The organism is Streptomyces sp. SLBN-118 (assembly GCF_006715635.1).
Lineage (GTDB): Bacteria > Actinomycetota > Actinomycetes > Streptomycetales > Streptomycetaceae > Streptomyces.
In genome coordinates this window covers 2,792,579-2,811,675 of the sequence record NZ_VFNP01000001.1, presented here as the reverse complement: position 1 = coordinate 2,811,675, position 19,097 = coordinate 2,792,579, and the positions used below count along the sequence as shown (strand labels likewise).

The 19,097-nt window shown below is 70.8% G+C and carries 19 protein-coding genes; 12 read left to right on the top strand and 7 right to left on the bottom strand.

The features are described 5' to 3' along the window. Positions 1 to 5: 5 nt before the first annotated feature. From FBY35_RS12560 to FBY35_RS12550, 3 genes are all read left to right on the top strand, one after another. Positions 6 to 980 carry an ABC transporter ATP-binding protein gene (locus FBY35_RS12560; RefSeq protein WP_142213877.1) on the top strand — a complete coding sequence of 325 codons (975 nt, stop codon included), beginning with the start codon at positions 6 to 8 and terminating at the stop codon, positions 978 to 980. After that, a complete protein-coding gene (locus FBY35_RS12555) occupies positions 973 to 2,022 on the top strand; it encodes an ABC transporter ATP-binding protein (protein WP_142213876.1) in 1,050 nt (349 codons plus the stop codon). The genes FBY35_RS12560 and FBY35_RS12555 overlap by 8 nt, the downstream gene beginning before the upstream one ends. A gap of 191 nt (positions 2,023 to 2,213) precedes the next feature. Next, entirely contained in the window at positions 2,214 to 3,230 is a 1,017-nt protein-coding gene (locus FBY35_RS12550) for a hypothetical protein (protein ID WP_142213875.1), read from the top strand. Between the two features lie 21 nt (positions 3,231 to 3,251). Here FBY35_RS12550 and FBY35_RS12545 read toward each other — a convergent pair whose 3' ends face one another. Then, a complete protein-coding gene (locus tag FBY35_RS12545; RefSeq protein WP_142213874.1) occupies positions 3,252 to 5,387 on the bottom strand; it encodes a prolyl oligopeptidase family serine peptidase in 2,136 nt (711 codons plus the stop codon). Between the two features lie 156 nt (positions 5,388 to 5,543). Between FBY35_RS12545 and FBY35_RS12540 the strand changes: the two genes are divergently transcribed. From FBY35_RS12540 to FBY35_RS36615, 5 genes are all read left to right on the top strand, one after another. Then, positions 5,544 to 5,738: a hypothetical protein gene (locus tag FBY35_RS12540; protein ID WP_142213873.1), complete on the top strand. Its 195-nt coding sequence runs from the start codon at positions 5,544 to 5,546 to the stop codon at positions 5,736 to 5,738. 106 nt (positions 5,739 to 5,844) lie between these two features. Next, positions 5,845 to 6,732, top strand: a complete 888-nt coding sequence (gene mshB, locus FBY35_RS12535) for an N-acetyl-1-D-myo-inositol-2-amino-2-deoxy-alpha-D-glucopyranoside deacetylase (RefSeq protein WP_142213872.1) — start codon at positions 5,845 to 5,847, stop codon at positions 6,730 to 6,732. Further along, positions 6,729 to 7,103, top strand: coding sequence for a DUF6113 family protein (locus FBY35_RS12530; RefSeq protein ID WP_142213871.1), 375 nt, complete (start codon positions 6,729 to 6,731; stop codon positions 7,101 to 7,103). The genes mshB and FBY35_RS12530 overlap by 4 nt, the downstream gene beginning before the upstream one ends. A gap of 304 nt (positions 7,104 to 7,407) precedes the next feature. Beyond that, the gene (locus FBY35_RS12520; RefSeq protein ID WP_186356922.1) at positions 7,408 to 9,603 is read left to right on the top strand and encodes a hypothetical protein; all 2,196 of its coding nucleotides are present in this window, start codon (positions 7,408 to 7,410) and stop codon (positions 9,601 to 9,603) included. Between the two features lie 15 nt (positions 9,604 to 9,618). Further along, entirely contained in the window at positions 9,619 to 9,765 is a 147-nt protein-coding gene (locus FBY35_RS36615; RefSeq protein ID WP_222123126.1) for a hypothetical protein, read from the top strand. 91 nt (positions 9,766 to 9,856) lie between these two features. Here FBY35_RS36615 and FBY35_RS12515 read toward each other — a convergent pair whose 3' ends face one another. The 3 genes from FBY35_RS12515 to FBY35_RS12505 all read right to left on the bottom strand — a co-directional run bounded on the left by FBY35_RS12515 (position 9,857) and on the right by FBY35_RS12505 (position 12,795). Further along, positions 9,857 to 10,678, bottom strand: a complete 822-nt coding sequence (locus tag FBY35_RS12515; RefSeq protein WP_142213870.1) for a hypothetical protein — start codon at positions 10,676 to 10,678, stop codon at positions 9,857 to 9,859. Positions 10,679 to 10,918: 240 nt separating this feature from the next. Then, the gene (locus FBY35_RS12510; protein WP_142213869.1) at positions 10,919 to 11,782 is read right to left on the bottom strand and encodes a transglutaminase-like domain-containing protein; all 864 of its coding nucleotides are present in this window, start codon (positions 11,780 to 11,782) and stop codon (positions 10,919 to 10,921) included. A gap of 17 nt (positions 11,783 to 11,799) precedes the next feature. Next, positions 11,800 to 12,795 carry a GNAT family N-acetyltransferase gene (locus FBY35_RS12505; RefSeq protein ID WP_142213868.1) on the bottom strand — a complete coding sequence of 332 codons (996 nt, stop codon included), beginning with the start codon at positions 12,793 to 12,795 and terminating at the stop codon, positions 11,800 to 11,802. A gap of 114 nt (positions 12,796 to 12,909) precedes the next feature. Here FBY35_RS12505 and fdxA point away from each other — a divergent pair, with 114 nt between their 5' ends. Continuing rightward, positions 12,910 to 13,230 carry a ferredoxin gene (fdxA, locus tag FBY35_RS12500; RefSeq protein WP_018089397.1) on the top strand — a complete coding sequence of 107 codons (321 nt, stop codon included), beginning with the start codon at positions 12,910 to 12,912 and terminating at the stop codon, positions 13,228 to 13,230. A gap of 90 nt (positions 13,231 to 13,320) precedes the next feature. Further along, positions 13,321 to 14,415 carry a bifunctional succinyldiaminopimelate transaminase/glutamate-prephenate aminotransferase gene (locus FBY35_RS12495; RefSeq protein ID WP_142213867.1) on the top strand — a complete coding sequence of 365 codons (1,095 nt, stop codon included), beginning with the start codon at positions 13,321 to 13,323 and terminating at the stop codon, positions 14,413 to 14,415. 66 nt (positions 14,416 to 14,481) lie between these two features. Here FBY35_RS12495 and FBY35_RS12490 read toward each other — a convergent pair whose 3' ends face one another. Continuing rightward, positions 14,482 to 14,934, bottom strand: coding sequence for an ATP-binding protein (locus tag FBY35_RS12490; protein WP_142213866.1), 453 nt, complete (start codon positions 14,932 to 14,934; stop codon positions 14,482 to 14,484). A gap of 278 nt (positions 14,935 to 15,212) precedes the next feature. After that, entirely contained in the window at positions 15,213 to 16,160 is a 948-nt protein-coding gene (locus FBY35_RS12485; RefSeq protein WP_260848595.1) for a hypothetical protein, read from the bottom strand. A gap of 39 nt (positions 16,161 to 16,199) precedes the next feature. Between FBY35_RS12485 and dapE the strand changes: the two genes are divergently transcribed. Together dapE and FBY35_RS12475 are read left to right on the top strand one after the other, a co-directional pair. Beyond that, a complete protein-coding gene (gene dapE, locus FBY35_RS12480) occupies positions 16,200 to 17,279 on the top strand; it encodes a succinyl-diaminopimelate desuccinylase (RefSeq protein WP_142213865.1) in 1,080 nt (359 codons plus the stop codon). A 79-nt stretch (positions 17,280 to 17,358) separates the two neighbouring features. Then, positions 17,359 to 18,117, top strand: a complete 759-nt coding sequence (locus tag FBY35_RS12475) for a TIGR00730 family Rossman fold protein (protein WP_142213864.1) — start codon at positions 17,359 to 17,361, stop codon at positions 18,115 to 18,117. 75 nt (positions 18,118 to 18,192) lie between these two features. On the opposite strand, the gene folP is transcribed toward FBY35_RS12475, so the two are convergent. After that, positions 18,193 to 19,053 (bottom strand): dihydropteroate synthase, encoded by an 861-nt coding sequence (gene folP / locus FBY35_RS12470; RefSeq protein WP_142213863.1) that lies wholly within the window; start codon positions 19,051 to 19,053, stop codon positions 18,193 to 18,195. Between the last annotated feature and the right edge of the window lie 44 nt (positions 19,054 to 19,097).

Genomic DNA, 19,097 nt, shown 5'->3' with positions numbered 1-19,097 from the left:
CGCCAATGTTGCTCGAAGTGCGCAATCTGCACGTGGAGTTCCGTACCCGGGACGGAGTGGCCAAGGCCGTCAACGGCGTCAACTACACCGTGGACGAGGGGGAGACCCTCGCCGTGCTGGGCGAGTCGGGCTCCGGGAAATCCGTCACCGCGCAGGCGGTCATGGGCATCCTGGACATGCCCCCGGGGAAGATCACCGGCGGCGAGGTCCTCTTCCAGGAAAGGGATCTGCTGAAGCTCAAGGAGGAGGAGCGGCGCAAGATCCGCGGGGCCGGGATGGCCATGATCTTCCAGGACGCGCTCTCGTCCCTGAACCCGGTGCTGAGCGTGGGTGAACAGCTCGGCGAGATGTTCACCGTCCATCGCGGGATGACGAAGAAGGACGCGCGCGCCAAGGCGGTCGAGCTGATGGAGCGGGTGGGCATCCCCGCGGCCAAGGAGCGCGTGGGGCAGTATCCGCACCAGTTCAGCGGCGGCATGCGCCAGCGCATCATGATCGCCATGGCGCTCGCGCTGGAGCCTTCGCTGATCATCGCGGACGAGCCGACGACCGCGCTGGACGTCACCGTCCAGGCACAGGTCATGGACCTGCTGGCCACGCTCCGACGCGAGTTGAACATGGGGCTCATCCTGATCACCCACGACCTCGGTGTCGTCGCGGACGTCGCGGACAAGATCGCGGTGATGTACGCGGGACGGATCGTCGAGACCGCGCCGGTCCACGACATCTACAAGGCCCCGGCCCATCCGTACACCAGGGGGCTGCTCGACTCGATCCCGCGCCTGGACCAGAAGGGCGAGGAGCTGTACGCGATCAAGGGCCTGCCGCCGAACCTGATGAGGATCCCGCCGGGCTGTGCCTTCAACCCGCGCTGTCCGCTGGCCCGCGACGTGTGCCAGACCGACGAGCCGCCGCTGTACGAGGTGTCCGCCGGCCGCAGGAGCGCCTGCCACTTCTGGCAGGAGCAGCTCCATGGCTGAGGCGATCCTTCAGGTCCGCGACCTGGTCAAGCACTATCCGCTCACCCGGGGCATCCTCTTCAAGAAGCAGGTGGGCGCGGTCAGGGCGGTGGACGGCGTCGACCTCGACCTGGTGGCGGGCGAAACGCTCGGCATCGTCGGCGAGTCGGGCTGCGGGAAGTCCACGCTCGCCAAGATGCTGGTCCATCTGGAGGAGCCGACGGCAGGGACGATCCGGTACAAGGGCGAGGACGTCACCCGGCTGTCCGGACGCGCGCTGAAGGCGGTGCGGCGGAACATCCAGATGATCTTCCAGGATCCGTACACCTCGCTCAATCCGCGGATGACGGTCGGGGACATCATCGGTGAGCCCTACGAGATCCATCCCGAGGTGGCGCCGAAGGGCGACCGGCGGCGCAAGGTCCAGGATCTGCTGGATGTCGTCGGGCTCAACCCCGAGTACATCAACCGCTATCCGCACCAGTTCAGCGGCGGTCAGCGCCAGCGCATCGGCATCGCACGCGGCCTCGCGCTCCAGCCGGAGATCATCGTGGCCGACGAGCCCGTCTCGGCGCTCGACGTGTCCGTCCAGGCGCAGGTGATCAACCTGCTGGACAGCCTTCAGAGCGAGTTCAGCCTGAGCTATGTCTTCATCGCGCACGACCTGTCGATCGTGAGGCACATCTCGGACCGGATCGGCGTGATGTATCTGGGACGGGTGGTGGAGATCGGCAGGGACGAGGAGATCTACGACCATCCGACCCACCCCTACACGCAGGCACTGCTGTCCGCGGTCCCGGTGCCGGACCCGGAGGCGCGCGAGCACCGCGAGCGGATCATTCTGTACGGCGACGTCCCGTCACCGGCGAAGATCCCCTCCGGCTGCCGATTCCGCACGCGCTGCTGGAAGGCGCAGGAGAGGTGCGAGCTCGAGGTGCCGCTGCTGGAGGTGCCCGCGGTGTTCCGGCTCCAGGAGGGGCCGGCGAAGCATGCGTCGGCGTGCCACCTCGCGGAGGAGAATCTCGTCGTGTCGGGGGTGGACTCCGGCGACAAAGGCCACTGAACCTGGATCAAATCCATTAACACGCAGGCAACTTGGTCGTCGCGGTACCGATATACGAACGCGGCACGCTGAGCGGCGTACGGCCGTGCGGGTGCCGTGGACCGGTCGGGGCATGCCATATGACCCGGCCGGTCGCCCCCGCACCGTGGGGGCCCTTGTTCAACGCTGAGTACGGATGCACCATCGCAGCTGTGACTCTTACGCGGGGGGCCAGAATCACCGGAGCGGTGCTGTGCGCCGCGCTCGCTCTGACCGTCGGCGGCTGGATCGGCCGGGATCTCACCACCGTGGACGACCCGCTGGACCTGTGGCGGTTCTGGACCGGCAACGTCAGCGCCGGGGCAGCCGCGCCGCTGACCACCGCGCTCGAGGACCTGTTGCTGTTCGCCGTGTACGCAGCGGTGGCCATCGCCGCCCTGCGATCGTCCGTCGCCGCCACGGCGCTCGTCGCCGCTGGAGTCGTCACCCTGGCCGTCCGGCTGCCCGGGCTGTGGGTCCTCAGCTCCTCCTGGATGGGCCTGCGCACCACCGACGAACTGCGCACCCGGGCGCTGTACTCCACCTTCGCCGCGCTCGGGCTGGGCGTCGGCCTGATCATCACAGCCGCGGCGGGGCGGCGGGCTCCCGCGGCTCAGGACCCGTACAGCGTGCGTGGCCCCTTGGCCGCCCACGAACGGACGCCGACCAGGCCCGCGCAGGGGGTGTCCGTGATCGCCTTTCTGCTCCTCGGCACGGCGGCGGCGGTCCTGGCGGCCTGGGAGGCCTACACGGCGACGGAGATCGGCCGCTCGCGCTCTCTCGACCGCTTCACCGGCAGCGACACGGTCCTGATGCCACTGCTCGGGACACCACCGGGGTGGCTGACGGCGGTGACCGTGGCGCTCGCGCTGGCCGCGGCGTTCGGAGCGCTCTCCCGTGCGGTCCACTCGCGGCCGCTGGGCCTGGTGGCGGGGGTGCTCGTGCTCGGCACCGGCGGGCGGGGTGTCGGCATCGCCGTACGGAACGACCTCGTCGACCGGCTCGGCGATCTGCCGACGCGGGACCAACTGCTGGTGCTGTCCTGGCTGTTCGAGGTGGCGGCGGGGCTGACGCTGCTGGTGGCGCTGGGGCGGCGGGGGGAGGCAGACGGGGTGCCGGGTGCGCAGCCGGTGGGGGCGGCAGGCGGGTTCGGGCCGCCGCCGCCGAGCTCGCCGCCGCCGGGTTGGTAGAAGGAAGGCACGCCGCGGGCGCTACCCCCGAGCCAGCGACCGCTTCAGGAAGTCCACCTGGAGCAGCAGCACGTTCTCCGCGATCTGCTCCTGCGGAGTCATATGCGTCACCCCGCTCAACGGAAGCACCTCATGCGGCCTCCCTTCCGCCAGCAACGCCGACGACAACCGCAACGTATGCGCCATCACCACATTGTCGTCCGCCAGGCCATGGATGATCATCAGCGGCCTGGCCGGGTTCTTCGGCGTCGTCAACCCGCCCTCCGTGACAAGGGAGTTCGCCGCGTACACTTCCGGCCGCTTCGCCGGATCGCCGAGATAGCGCTCGGTGTAGTGCGTGTCGTACAGCCGGAAGTCCGTCACCGGCGCCCCCGCCACCGCCGCGTGGAAGACATCGGGGCGGCGCAGTACCGCGAGGGCCGCCAGGTAGCCGCCGTAGGACCAGCCGCGGATCGAGACGCGGTCCAGGTCGAGCGGGAACGTTCCGGCGAGCGCGTGCAGGGCCTCGATCTGGTCGTCGAGGGTCAGCGGGAAATTGTCCTTGATCGCCTTCTCCCAGCCGGGGGAGCGCCCGGGAGCCCCCCGCCCGTCCGCGACGATCACCGCGAAGCCCTGGTCGGCGAACCACTGCGAAGTGAGATACGGATTGTGCGCCGCGTACACGCGCTGGCCGTGGGGTCCCCCGTACGGATCCATCAGTACGGGCAGCAGTCCGTCCGCCTCCCGGTAACCCGTCGGCAGCAGCACGGCGCAGGGAATCCGCCGCCGCCCGCCCTCCACCAGCCGCGCCCGCGCGGTCAGTACGGGCTGCTCGGCGTACGAGGCCACCGTCGCGACCGGCTTGCCGTCCCGCAGCACCTGGACGGATGTCCCGCTCACGTCCGTGCGTGAGGAGGCCAGTACGGTCACCCCGCCGGAGCGAACGGCCGAGTGGACCCCGGGCCCTTCCGAGACGCGCTCGATGCCCAGCTCGTTGACCCGGTACACATGGATCTCACCGATCTCAGGATCCGCGGCCTCCTCGCCCGCGGCCGCGGACACCAGAACATCGTTCTCGCCGATGTCGAGCACCGCCCGCAGCTGCAACTGTGCCCCGGTCAGCATCCGGTCACCGACCGCCAGCACCCGCGCGCCGCCCTCGTCCTCGATCCGCACAAGACGCCCGTCCGGCGCCCACGCCGGAACCCCGGGGAACAGATCCAGCCATACCGCGTCCTCGTCGACATGGACCGTGCGCGTGGTGCCCGTCTCCGGGTCCACCGCCAGATACAGCTGGGTCCGCTGGTCGCGCGCCTGGACGAGCAGCAGCGGGGCGCCCGCCGCCGACCAGTGCACCCGGGCCAGATACGGGTAGCGGGACCGTTCCCAGCTCACCTCCGTACGCCCCCCGTCCAGCGTGAGCAGGAACAGCCTCACCTCGGCATTGGGCGTGCCCGCCGCCGGGTAGGCCACCTGCTCCGGCTCCCGGTCCGGATGGGCCGGGTCGGAGATCCACCAGCGTCGTACGTGCCGTTCGTCCACGCGCGCCACCAGCAGCCGGTCCGACTCGGGCGCCCACCAGAAGCCCCGCGAGCGGTCCATCTCCTCGGCCGCGACGAACTCCGCCAGGCCGTACGTCGTGTGCTCGTCCTCCGGCTCGGCCAGCGCCCTGTCCCCCTCGCCCTCCGCGCCGGTCAGACGCAGCGCGCCCTGAGCCACATAGGCGATGTGCCGGCCGTCGGGGGAGGGCCGGGGGTCGATCACCGGTCCGGGCGCGGGCAGTTCGCGCGCGGTACCGGCGCGCAGCTCCGCCGCGTACAGCCGCCCGGAAAGGGCGAACGCGGCCAACTCGACCGCCTGGTCCACCGCGTAGCCGACGATGCCTGCCGAGCCCTCGCGGCTGCGCTCCCGCCGGGCCCGCTCCTCGGCCGAGAGCGTCTCCCGCGCCCCGCCGAGCAGCGCCTCCGGATCGGCGGCGAGGCGCTCCTGCGGCCTGCGTGCCCCGCCGTCGAGATCCAGAACCCAGAGCCGGCCCGCCCGGTCGGTCCCGGAAGCCGACCGGAGGAACACCACCCGGGAGCCGTCCGGCGACACCGTGAAGGCGCGCGGGGCGCCGAGCGTGAAGCGCTGGGTCCTGGCGTACTGACGCGGGAAGGAGAGCTGCAGCCTCGTGGTCATGTGACCGAACCTAGCGTTCGTGCGCCCCCATGTGCTGCCGTGCACCGATCGATGCGTGGGGACGGATAGTTATGATCCGTAGCGCAAGGTGGGTATGAACCCCCTGGCACATGCAACCTGCCCGTCCCGACCGAATATCTGTGGAGGTGAACCGCCGTGGCACTCTCGATTTCGGCGGTGGTGCTGCTGGCGATCGTCGTCTTCCTGCTGGTCCGGAAGTCCGGGCTGAAGGGTGGGCATGCGGCGGTCTGCGTGTTGCTCGGGTTTTATCTCGCAAGCTCGTCCATCGCCCCCACCATCAACGAACTCACCACGAATGTCGCGGGGATGATCGGGGGCATCAAGTTCTAGGGGGAGTTCTTTGGATCAGGCCGGGCCCCGGCACGATCCGAAAGACACCCCCTGAGCGCGCCGGGCCCGCCCGCGCGGGTCTGTCCGCCCTCGTAGGCTGTCCCGTATGAAGGACCTTCCCGCCCGTCGTCTGCTGCTGGTGCACGCGCACCCGGACGACGAGTCGATCAACAACGGCGCCACGATGGCCAGGTATGCGGCCGACGGCGCCCAGGTCACGCTGGTGACGTGCACGCTCGGGGAGGAGGGCGAGGTCATTCCGCCGGGCCTCGCCCACCTCGCGCCCGACCGGGACGACCGTCTCGGGCCCCATCGCGTGGGCGAACTGGCCGCCGCGATGAAGGAGCTGGGCGTCACCGACCACCGCTTCCTCGGCGGGCCCGGCCGCTTCCGGGACTCCGGGATGATGGGCGTCCCGCAGAACCACCGCGCGGGAGCGTTCTGGAACACCGCAGTGGACGAGGCCGCCGCGTATCTCGTGGAGATCATCCGCTCGGTGCGGCCGCAGGTCCTGGTGACGTACGACCCCCGCGGGGGCTACGGACATCCCGACCACATCCAGGCCCACCGCGTCGCGATGCGCGCCGCCGAGCTGGCCGCCGATCACGCCTACGGGCCCGGCCTCGGCGACGCGCACTCCATCGCCAAGATCTACTGGAACCGGGTACCCCGATCGGTGGCCGAGGAGGGCTTCTCGCGGCTGCGTGCCGCCGGAGCGGACTTCCCGGGCATCGCGGTGATCGACGACATTCCGGGTGTGGTGGACGACTCCGAGATCACCACCGAGATCGACGGCACACCGTACGCGGAAAAAAAGGCGGCGGCCATGCGCGCCCATGCCACCCAAATCGCCGTGGACGGCCCCTTCTTCGCACTCTCCAACGATCTGGGGCAACCGATCTTCGCCACGGAGTACTACCAGTTGGTGCGGGGCGAGCCGGGCGCGCCGCCCGGAGAGCGTGAGCACGACCTCTTCGCGGGAGTGGCGGCATGAGCGTCAGTGGCGGCCGGATCGCCGGTTATCTCGGTCTCGCGGTGTTCGGCGCGCTCGTCGGCATCGCGGGCTCACTGGTCCAAGGAGCGTGGTTCCCGGCCGGGTTGGTGCTCGCGCTGTTCGCCACTGCCGGGCTGTTCTACGGCGCGCTGCTGCTGACCGGCACCCAGCTCGGCGTGCTGGCCCCCGCCGTGGGCTGGCTGCTGGCCATCGTGGTGCTCAGCGTCGGCCGCCCTGAGGGCGACGGCATGTTCTCCGCCGGTGTGGGACCGCTCGTCTTCATGCTCGGCGGAATGGCGATTGCTGTGATGTGTGCCACCTTGCCGCGCCTGGCGCAACCCGGCGGCGGCCCCAGTCGACTTGGCAAGTGACGGCAGGACGAGGTACCTCTTCCACGGTTGTGTGCAGGTCCGCGGCGAATGTGCCGCACACCGCTGTCACCTCGGGCGGGACCCCCGACGCACCCGCCACGGAGCGGGCCCCTATGGTGGGTCGCCCCCAGGGGGTGGGAAGCGACTGAACTGACCATGCCCGTACGGTCGGCGGAATGTCGCTTTTCACAGTCCCGGGGCGTCTGTCGGCGGCGGCCAGTATGGTGGTGCGCGCCGCCGAGCCGCCCGTAGCAGAGCACGGCCTTGTAAGAACGGGCGGCGGAGCCAACCGGGAGAACCTGCTTTGAGTCGTGAAACTGACAGTTCGTCCTCCGGCCCCCAGGGGCGCGGTGGAGCCGCGTACCCCTCGGGAACACCGCCGTACGGATCCCGCCAGTATCCGTCGCTGCATCCCACGCAGGACGCTCCGGACGAGACCGCCGCCGCGCCCGCCGAGCCGCCGCCGGACGAGCCCAGGACCGAGACCACGCTGACCACCCGCATCCGGATCAACATCCCGGGTTCGCGGCCGATCCCGCCGGTCGTCATGCGTACGCCGATGAGCGAGGCGGATGCGGACGCCCACGCGGCCGCGTCCGGTGGCCAGGACAACGAGCGCACGGGCAGCACCCGGCGGCCGGAGGTGGCGCAGGACGCCGCCGCGGCCGCGCCCCAGGCCGAGGAGAAGGCCCCGGCGAGCGACTGGTTCGCGCCGCGGAAGTCCTCGTCGACCAGTACGAACGGGGCGGGGCTTTCGGTACCAGGTGCCCAGTCGTCCGCCTCCGCCGCGCCCGCGGGTCCCGGCGGGGCGTCCGGCGCACCCGGCGCCTCCGCGAACGGCGGCGGTCCCGGGGCGGGACTTCCGTACTTCTCCGAGGAACAGCCGTCCGGCGCCCGCCCGCCCGGCCAGGCACAGGCCGGTCCCGAGTCCGCGCCGCGCCCCCAGGGCTCGCTCAGCGACCTGGCGGCGAACGCAGACGCCCCGCCTCCGGCTGCCAACGGCTTCGCTCCCGGGAGCAGCACACCTCCGCCGGGTGTACGGCCGCCGAGCGGCCCGACCGGGGGACCGGTCAAGGGCAGCATGCCGATCCGTCCGCGTACGGGCGGCCAGGGCGCGCCTGCGGGCCCCGGCCCCGGCGTTCCCGGGCAGGGCCCTGGCGTGCCCGGCGGCTCCGGCCCCGGCGGACCCATGATGTCCGACGACACCGCCGTGCTGACCCCGCAGAAGCCCGCCGGACCGGCCGCCGAGCCCCCCGGTGGTCATGTCTCCGGCGACACGCTCACCAGCGGGATCCCCGTGGTCCCCCCGGAGCACCGCTCGCCCTTCGGGCCCTTCGGCAGCCCCGGCGCCCCACCCGCGACCGGACCCGGCACCGGGCCGAACCCGCTCGTGCCCCCGATCATCGGCGGCCCGGGCCCGCAGGACCCCGACGCCGGTTTCTCCGCGCCCGAGTTCCCGGCCGGTACGGGCGGCAGCCCGGTCGGCCCCGTGGTGTCACCTCCCGCGCCCGCCGCAGCCGGGCCCGCCCCGGCCCCCCGTTCCGCGCCCGCCAAGAAGGGCCGCTCCAAGCTGGTGCTGGCCGGCGCCGCGGTGGTCGGCCTGCTCGGCATCGCGTACGGCGCGGGCCTGCTGATGAACCACTCCGAGGTACCGAAGAGCACCACGGTCCTCGGCGTCGACATCGGCGGCGGGACCAAGGAGGACGCCGTCAGCAAGCTCGACGCCGCTCTCGGCAGGCGCGCGGCCACCCCGCTTCAGCTCTCGGTGGGCGGCAAGAAGGAGCAGCTCGCCCCGGACAAGGCCGGGCTCTCGCTGGACAGCCAGGCCACCGTGCGCAACGCCGCCGGCAGCGACTACAACCCGGTCTCGGTGATCGGCTCCCTGTTCGGCGGCGAGCGCGTCGCCGAGCCGGTGATCCTGGTCGACGAGGAAAAGCTGAGCGTCGCGCTCAGCGACATCGCGGGCGTCTCGGGCTCGGCCACGGAGAGCACGATCAGGTTCGAGCCGGGCAGGGCCGTGGCGGTACCGGGCAAGTCGGGCCAGGCGCTGGACGTCGGGCGTTCCATGATCTCCGTCAAGGACGCCTACCGCGCCCAGGTCGAGACGGGCAGGCCCAACCTGGTGGAGCTGCCGGTCGCCGGCCGTCGGCCGACCATCAGCCAGACGGAACTCGACCGGGCGATGAAGGCCTTCGCGGAACCCGCGATGTCCGGCCTGATCACGATAAAGGCGGGCGGCAAACAGATTCAGTTCGGCCCGGCCAGGTCGCTGCCGAAGATCCTTTCCATGAAGGCGATCGACGGCAAGCTCGTCGAGGTCTATGACAAGAAGGCGATCGACGAGCTCCTGGACGGCGTCTTCGACGGCGTCATGATCACCAAGGGTGACGGCAAGAAGCACCAGGTCTCCGCCGACGATGTCGCGCAGGCCATGGGAACGGCGCTGCGCGGCAAGACCCCCGAGGAGCGCACCACGGTGATCGAGCTCAACCCGAGCTAGGTCTGCCCCCTGGCGTTGTCCAGAGCCCCTGCCCGGATGCGGGCAGGGGCTCTTGTCGCTGCCCCCAAGGTGCACGTGGCGCTGCTCGACATCGACCAGAAGGTCGCGGTCGGAAACCGGGCTGAGGCGGTGCGGAAGGCGCGGGAGAAGGACCGGCTCTGAGAGCAGCCGGTTTCGGGGTGCCGCAGGTGGCACCGGCGGCACCCCGAAATATGAGGAGCGTTGCTGCCTCAGGTGTTGCCTGTGTTTCGCGTCAGGAGTCTGCTCCGCCGAGCGCGCCCCTGTCGATGCCGGGTGCGCTCGTGGCGAGGCGGGCCTTGGCAGCCGGGGCAGGCAGGGTCCAGTTGGCCGCGAGCTGCTTGAGACCAGGTGTCTCGATCGACGTGAACTTGCCGCCGTCGTCTGCCGAGGTGTAGCCGCCGTTGGGCGAGCACATCAAGGGCCGGTACTTCTTCGGGGTCAGTGGGCACTCGAAATCGGCGACCTTGCCGTCATGGTTGAGGTCCTTGTTCGGGTGGTCCAGGCCGACCAAGTGGCCGATCTCGTGGTTGATGGCGTTCTTCAGCCTGGCCGCGTTGGTCGCCTTGTTGCTGCTGAACCAGTCGGGCCGCGACCAGTACTCCGTGTCGATCCACGACCATCCGCCCCACACACTGTGGTCACCGGTGTTGTAGCAGTGCCACGCGCGCGACATGCCGACCTTGCCGTTGAACGGGCGGTACTTGGTGCCCAGCGTCAGGACGTGGCGTGGCTGTGCCGCACACGCTTCGGGGGAGGCTTTGAGGGTCGTCGAGACGGTGAACTTGATGCCGGTCACCGAGGTGAGCTGGGCCGCGGCCTGTTTGGCGGCGGGCCCCAGCTTGGTCCGGGCGTCGGCGGTGGCGAACTGGATGGTGTAACCGGTGCCGTCCCCCGACAGGGACCGGATGCCGGGCAGTGCCTTCCAGGCGCCACCCGAATAGACCTGCGTGCCGCCGGTGCCGGCGGCGTCGGCAGCCGTGGCGGGAAGGAGGAGCAGGACGGTTGCGCCGGCGGCTATGGCGCAGAGCTTGCGCCTCAGGCCGGTGTGCTTCATGAATCAGCCCCCATGGTCTTCGTTGTGTCCGATGTGCGCGACTGATGGGGGCACTCTCAGGCTCGGCTCATCTCACCCGGCCCCCCACCGAGTTGCTTCGCGAGACACTACAGGCCAGAGCTTTACATACCGTCAGCGGCTGTCCAGGCGATGGCACGATGGCGGCCAACAAATGTGTGCGGGGCTCTACTTCGACCGCCGACGCGTACTGCCGGTGCCGGGGCATGGTGACCTCGGGACTCAGTTCAGCATCGCCCGCGCCGCCCGCGCCCGCCCCTTGATCGAGTCCGCCGCGGCGCGGTCCACCGCCGCCACCAGGTCCGCGTACGCGTCCAGTTCCGCCGCGCCCGTCAGGAACTCCCCGCGCTGTACGAGCAGTTGCGCCCGCTCGTAGCGCAGCCGTGCCGGATGGGACGGCAGCAGCAGCGACAGGTCGACCGCCCACAGGGCGACGTCCGAGCGTTCCGGTCGGGTCGCCGCCCATGCCCGGATGTTGTTGAGGATGCGCAGCACCACGTCCAGCGGATCCGCCGCGGTCAGCATCGACGGGTCGAGCGGCCCGCCCGTTGCCCCTGCGACCAGCAGTTCAGCGTCCGGTCCGGTCAGCAGTCGGCCGCCCGCGAAGGGGTCCACGAGGACGTGCTCGTCCGTCGCGGCCGGGTCGCCGAAGCCGACCACGAAGTGGCCGGGCAGGGCGACCCCGTACACCGGCGCCCCAGCCCGGCGGGCGACCTCGATCCATACCACCGAGAGCAGGATGGGCAGGCCCCGGCGGCGCCGCAGGACCGCGTGCAGCAGGGACGACTCCAGGCGCTGGTAGTCACCGGGCGAGCCCCTGAAGCCGAGGCGTCCGCCGAGGAGGTCGGCCAGTGCCGCGGCCCACGCGCGGGGTGCGGTGAGACCGAAGGGGAGCAGTCCGGCCAGCCGGTCCAGTTCGATCTGGGCCGCGTCCAGGGCGGCGTCGTCCACGGCCGGGTCCGCCACCGCGCCCACCAGCAGGCACAGCGCCGCGAGGTCGGGCCGCTCGGAGCGGGCCTCCTCGGCGAACTGCAGTCGCCGGTCGGCGGACCGGTCGGCGGGGACGTCGGGGGATTCGTCGTGCATACGCGTTTCGTACCCGCCTAAGCGGGCCGGAAGTGGTGATAGCGGTGATGGGTCGCGAAACCCATCTCCTCGTACAGCGCGCGCGCCCCGTCGTTGTCGGTTTCCACCTGAAGCCAGGCGGCCGACGCGCCCTCCTCCAGCGCGCGCCCCGCCAGCGCGGTCATCACCGTGGTGGCCAGGCCCTGACGCCGGTGGGCCGGGTCCACCTCCACAGCCATGAAGCCCGCCCAGCGTCCGTCGACCACACACCGCCCGATGGCCGCGGGTACCTCACCCTCTCCGGGCACGGCCGCGAACCACACCGAAGGGCCGCTTCCCAGGACGTGAAGCACATGTGGCCCGGGCACACCGGACCGCTGGTAGCGCCGCAGCCATGCCTCGTCGACGGTGCGCGCGAGCCGCACCCGCTCCACATCCGCGTCCAGGTCGCCGACGGGCGCCAGGCTCCCGATCCGTACCTCCGCCGACACCTCGCGCAGCCATCCTCGCGCCTCCAGCTGCGCGCACAGCTCCTCCTGGGTGCCCGCCGCGCCGGTCGCTGTCTGTATGTACGCGGGCAGTCCCCGGTGCTCGTACCAGGCGCGCACACGCGTCAGCGCCTCGTCGAGCGGCAGCCCCGCCTCGCCCAGCGGCAGCACCGAATTGGCCCGCCGGGTGAACCCCGACGACGCCCGCAGCTCCCACTCGCCCAGCCGCTCGCTCTCCACCGGCTGCCAGGCGCGTGCCATGACCCGCGCGAGCTCCTCGAAGTCCGCCGCGGGACCCCGCCGCCGCGCCGGCGCGGCGGGGACGACCTTGCCCGCGACCAGGGACGATTCCGGGATACGGACGGTCTCTCCGGTCCGTCGTGTGATCAGCAGCACACCCTCGTTCCAGGATGTGAGAACGCCAACCGCGTCGGTGAACTTCGTCAGCCCGCTGTCAGCGTCGGTCAGGCGTCTCACTGATACACGTTTGCCCACGTCAGCAGGTGTAATACGGACCTCGAGCCGTCCGCCGCCGGTGAATTCCACAGGTCTGCGCGCCCCTCCTGTTCGGATCGTCCCCAGGAACGGAGATACTAGGGGCGGGCATCGACGACGCCGCGCTCCCGCGCAATGCCAGCCCTACCGAGGAGGAACGACAGCGTGACCTACGTCATCGCGCAGCCTTGTGTCGACGTCAAGGACAAGGCGTGCATCGAGGAGTGCCCCGTCGACTGCATCTACGAGGGCTCCCGGTCCTTGTACATCCACCCGGACGAATGCGTCGACTGTGGTGCTTGTGAGCCGGTCTGCCCGGTCGAGGCGATCTTCTACGAGGACGACACCCCGGAGGAGTGGAAGGACTACTACAAGGCGAACGTCGAGTTCTTCGACGAGCTCGGTTCGCCCGGTGGTGCTTCCAAGCTCGGCCTGATCGAGCGCGACCACCCCTTCATCGCCGCACTTCCGCCGCAGAACCAGTAGGCCCCGCGGCAGGTGCTCCCCCGGTCCCGTACGGCTCGTCGTCCGTACGGGACCGAAGCGTTCAACCCGGAAAGACAGAAAGAGAAGCCAGTGTCCGCAGTCTCTTCGCGCCTTCCTGTTTTCCCCTGGGACAAGCTCGAGCCCTACAAGGCGACGGCCGCGGCCCACCCGGACGGCATCGTGGATCTGTCCGTCGGCACTCCGGTCGACTCCGTCCCGGACCTGATCCAGAAGGCCCTGGTCGCGGCCGCCGACTCGCCCGGCTATCCCACGGTGTGGGGCACGGCCGAGCTGCGTGACGCGCTCACCGGCTGGGTCGAGCGGCGCCTCGGTGCGGTCGACGTCGCGCACACGAACGTCCTGCCCGTCGTCGGCTCGAAGGAGCTGGTGGCCTGGCTGCCGACCCAGCTGGGTCTCGGCCCGGGCGACAAGGTCGCCCACCCGCGGCTCGCGTATCCGACGTACGAGGTCGGCGCGCGGCTCGCCCGCGCGGAGTCGGTTGTCTATGACGACCCCACCGAGCTCGACCCGGCCGGACTCAAGCTGCTCTGGCTGAACTCTCCCTCCAACCCGACCGGCCGTGTGCTGCCCAAGGACGAGCTGATCCGTGTCGTCGCGTGGGCACGAGCGCACGGCGTGCTGGTCTTCAGCGACGAGTGCTACCTGGAGCTGGGCTGGGAGGCGGAGCCGGTCTCGGTTCTGCACCCGGATGTCTGCGGTGGCTCGTACGAGGGAGTCGTCGCGGTCCACTCGCTCTCCAAGCGCTCCAACCTGGCGGGCTATCGGGCGGCCTTCGTCGCGGGCGACGAGAAGGTGCTGGGCGAGCTGCTGCGGATCCGCAAGCACGGCGGCATGATGACGCCCGCTCCGGTGCAGGCCGCCACGGTCGTGGCGCTCGGTGACGACGTGCATGTGACGGAGCAGCGGGCGCGGTACGCAGCCCGGCGCACGGCTCTGCGCACCGCGCTGGAAGGGCACGGCTTCCGGATCGAGCACAGTGAGGCCAGCCTCTATCTGTGGGCGACGCGAGACGAGCCGTGCTGGGACACGGTGGCGCACCTGGCGGAACTCGGCATCCTGGTGGCGCCGGGCGACTTCTACGGGACGGCCGGTGAGCACTTCGTGCGGGTGGCCTTCACGGCGACCGACGAGCGCGTCGAGGCCGCGGTCAAGCGCCTGGGCTGAGCCTGCTGAGAACGTGCGAAGGGCCCGGGGAGCACAGCGCTCCCCGGGCCCTTCGCCGTACGCGTCCTAGCCGAGCGGGGAATCCACGGGCAGCTGCCCGGTGGGCAGGTCGCCGCCGACGGGGAGGCCGCCGAGCGACTGCGTCGCGGTGCCGGCGGTGCCACCCACGACGTCGCCCGCGCTGCCGGCGGTCTCACCGGCCACCTCCTGGGCGGTGCCGGGCGCCGACGTGCCGGTCTTGCCGAGGGTCTTGCCGGTCCTGTCGACGGTCTTGCCGGCGGCCGGAACGGCCTTCTTGACCGCGCTGCCGCCGGTGTCGCCCGCCAGGCCGGAGGCCTTCTGCGACGCGCCGTCGACCGTGTCGCCGAGGCCGTCCGTGTCGAGCGCGGTCAGGCCGCCCACCGGGGCCTGCGGAAGGTCGACGGCGCTTGCGGAGCCGGCCGCACCGACCACGGGGGCTGCTCCCGCCGCGATGAGCAGCGCGGCACGGGCGATCCGACGGGTCAGGGGGAGGGACATGATGCTCCTAGAGACGAGAAGGACGTTGGTTCGGACGCACTGACAACCGCCCGGAGGGCGGGATAAGTTGCGGTGCCCCAAGGTAAAGAGTTTGCAATGCGTCGCATTATCGGTTTCGGATAAAGACGGGCAAACATTCCATTGCGAAACCGCCTGGCGAACCGTCACTCCCCTTTGTTTTCAAGGGAATTGAGGGATCGGTGGGGGCGCGGGCCGAACCGTCACGAATGTTCTCGTCCGGAGATGAGTGGAGTGCCTCGTTCGAGGGGGTGCTCGGATCAGCGTGCGAGGCGAATTCGTACGTCGGAGACAGCGGAATCCGCCGCGGAACCCGTCGGCGGCGTTTTCTTGCCGGCCGAACGCCAGCCCATCTCGGGCTTCTGCGCGCTCCACACCCGGCCCCGGTAGGAGACCTCTTCGATCCGCAGACCGTCCGCGCGCGCGACCGCCCAGTGCGCCAGCTCCCAGCCCCGCTGGGTGGTCCCGCCGCCGAGCGTCCTGACGGTCGACGGCACCGGTACGGACACCTCGCGCGGGCCGGGCGCCGCCGTCCGGCCGGAGGTCCCTGCCTTCGGCAGCACCTGGGGGCCGAAGGCCCGGACCAGCTCCGCCCGGACCTTCCCCGGGTCGCCTGCCTTGTCGGCCTCGCGCAACTCGCAGGTCAGAGCCCCGCCCGCGCGACCCGTGAGGGCCGCGGCCAGAAGCGTCGCATCGGGCTCGTGCTTCGCGTACGCCTGCGGGAAACCACTGCGCTGCACGCGCTGCGCGGCGACCGTCAGCGGGAGACGCGAATAGCCGGGGACCTCGGCGAGATGCTCGTAGAACTTCCCGGCGGAGTAGACCGGGTCGAGGATCTGGGTGGTCGTGCCCCATCCCTTCGACGGACGCTGCTGGAAGAGGCCGAGCGAGTCCCGGTCGCCGTGCCCCAGGTTGCGCAGACCCGACTCCTGGAGGGCCGTCGCGAGCGCGATGGTCACCGCGCGCTCCGGCAGGCCGCGGGTGGTGCCGACAGCGGAGATCGTCGCGGCGTTCGCGGCCTGCTCCGGGCTGAGTTCGTACGTGGGGCCGCCGTCCTCGCCCTGGCCCGTCCGGACCGTGCAGCGCGGCGCGGCGCCGCCGGTGACGTGCTGCACGACGACGTAACCGATCAGTGCCAGCAGCACGGCGAGCGCGGCCGCCATACGCAGAAGGCGGCCGCGCCGGACGGGGGAGGCGGTCTCGGGCACGCTGCCCACCGTACTGGAGCCCGCGTTAAGGTCGGAGCCATGCCCGACACCGTGCTTGACCTCACTCTTGATGCCCCGGCGCTCACCGCCGCACTCGTCGACTTCCCGTCGGTCAGCGGCACCGAAAAGCCCCTGGCCGACGCGATCGAGGAGGCCTTGCGCGAACTGCCGCACCTCACCGTCGACCGGCACGGCAACAACATCGTCGCCCGCACCTACCTCGGCCGCAGCGAGCGGGTCATCCTCGCCGGGCACATCGACACCGTCCCGATCGCGGACAACGTGCCCTCCCGGCTGGACGAGAACGGCGTGCTGTGGGGCTGCGGCACCAGCGACATGAAGTCGGGCGTCGCGCTCCAGCTGCGGATCGCCGCGACCGTCCCCGAGCCCAACCGCGATCTCACCTTCGTCTTCTACGACAACGAAGAGGTCGCCGCACACCTCAACGGGCTGGGTCATGTGGCCGAAACCCACCCAGACTGGCTGAAGGGTGACTTCGCGGTCCTCCTGGAGCCGTCCAACGCCCAGGTCGAGGGCGGCTGCCAGGGCACGCTGCGGGTCTTCCTCCGTACGACAGGGGAGCGGGCGCACTCCGCGCGCAGCTGGATGGGGTCCAACGCCATTCACGCCGCGGCCCCGATCCTGGCCCGCCTCGCGGCGTACGAGCCGAGGCGCCCGGTGATCGACGGCCTCGAATACCGGGAGGGGCTCAACGCCGTGGGGATTGAGGGCGGCGTCGCCACCAACGTCATCCCCGACCAGTGCACCGTCGCCGTCAACTACCGCTACGCGCCCGATCTCACCCAGGAGCAGGCCCTGGCGCACGTCCACGAGGTCTTCGCGGACTGCGGCGTCGAGGAGTTCGTGGTGGACGACCACGCGGGCGGAGCGCTGCCGGGGCTCTCGCACCCGGCTGCGGCCGCCTTCATGGAGGCCGTCGGAGGCAGCGCGCAGCCCAAGTTCGGCTGGACGGACGTGTCACGCTTCAGCGCGCAGGGGGTGCCTGCGGTCAACTACGGACCGGGCGACCCGCTCTTCGCCCACAAGCGGGACGAGCATGTCGCCGTGGAGAAGATCACGCACTGCGAGGTCCGGCTCCGTGACTGGCTCACTGCCTGACAGCCTCGATTTCACATGTCGTAACGTTCGCCGACCTACTCTGAGCCAAAGCGATGATGTTCGGCGGAGGGAGCAGGTCATGGGCAACCCCGAGCGACCCGAGGGTTTGCGGTCGCTGGCGGAACAGCGACTGGGACCGGTGCTGCGCCGCAGGCAGCAGGTCCAGCCCGGAACCACCGACCAGCGGCTGCTGGACACAGAAGGCGATTCCGAGTGGGTGCACACCGACCCCTGGAGGGTCATGCGCATCCAGTCGGAATTCGTCGAGGGCTTCGGCGCGCTCGCCGAACTGCCCAGCGCGATCAGTGTGTTCGGCTCGGCCCGCACGGCGCCGGGAAGCCCCGAGTACGAGACGGGTGTCCGCATCGGCAAGGCCCTGGTCGACGCCGGCTTCGCGGTGATCACCGGCGGCGGACCCGGCGCGATGGAGGCGGCGAACAAGGGCGCGAGGGAAGCCGAGGGCATCTCGGTCGGCCTGGGCATCGAGCTCCCCTTCGAGCAGGGGCTCAACCAGCACGTCGACATCGGCGTGAACTTCCGCTACTTCTTCGTCCGCAAGACGATGTTCGTGAAGTACGCGCAGGGCTTCGTGGTCCTGCCGGGCGGCCTCGGCACGCTGGACGAACTGTTCGAGGCACTCACCCTGGTCCAGACGCGGAAGGTCACACGCTTCCCGATCGTGCTGTTCGGCACGGAGTACTGGAGCGGGCTGGTGGACTGGCTGCGGAACACCGTGGTGGCGCAGGGGAAGGCGTCGGCGCACGATCTGCTGCTGTTCCATGTCACGGACGACGTGGACGAGGCGGTCTCGATGGTCACGAAGGAGACGGGCCGGTAGGTCCGGCGCGACTCAATCGCCGGAGGGGCTGGGGCGGGGCGGGGGACCGGCGACGCGGGCAACCCGCCCCGCCCCTTACGCCAGCCCTCGCCTCGCCACCGCCGGCGCCCGGTGCCCCGCGATCGTCGACACCATGTCCAGCACCTGCCGCGTCTCCGCCACCTCGTGCACGCGGTACACCCGCGCCCCCAGCCACGCCGACACCGCCGTCGTCGCCAGCGTCCCGATCACGCGTTCCTTCACCGGCCTGTCGAGCGTCTCCCCGACGAAGTCCTTGTTCGAGAGGGAGACCAGTACCGGCCACCCCGTCTCGACGAGCTCCCCGAGCCGCCGCGTCGCCTCCAGCGAATGACGCGTGTTCTTCCCGAAGTCGTGGCCCGGATCGATCATGATCCCGTCCCGCCGCACCCCCAGCTCCACCGCCCGCTCGGCCAGCGACAACGTCACCCGCAGAATGTCCGCGACCACGTCGTCGTACGCGACCCGGTGCGGCCGGGTCCGCGGTTCCGCGCCGCCCGCGTGGGTGCACACCAGGCCGGCTCCGTAGCGCGCGGCCACCTCCGCCAGTTTCGGGTCGACGCCGCCCCACGCGTCGTTGAGCACATCCGCACCTGCTTCGCAGACTGCCTCGGCCACCTCGTGCCGCCAGGTGTCGACGCTGATGACGACGTCCGGGTGCCGTCTGCGGACCTCGGCCACGAAGCCGACCGTCCGCCGCGCCTCCTCTTCGGCGGTGACCTCTTCGCCGGGACCGGCCTTCACGCCACCGATGTCGATGATGGCGGCGCCCTCCGCCACCGCCTGCTCGACCCGGGCGAGCGCGGGCTCGTCGCGAAACGTCGCGCCCTGGTCGTAGAAGGAGTCGGGCGTACGGTTCACGATCGCCATGATCACCGGCTCGTGCGCGTCGAATTCGCGCCGTCCCAGCCGCAGCATCAGCGGTTTCCTCCTCAGGTCGTCCGCCTGCGACCCTAACTGTC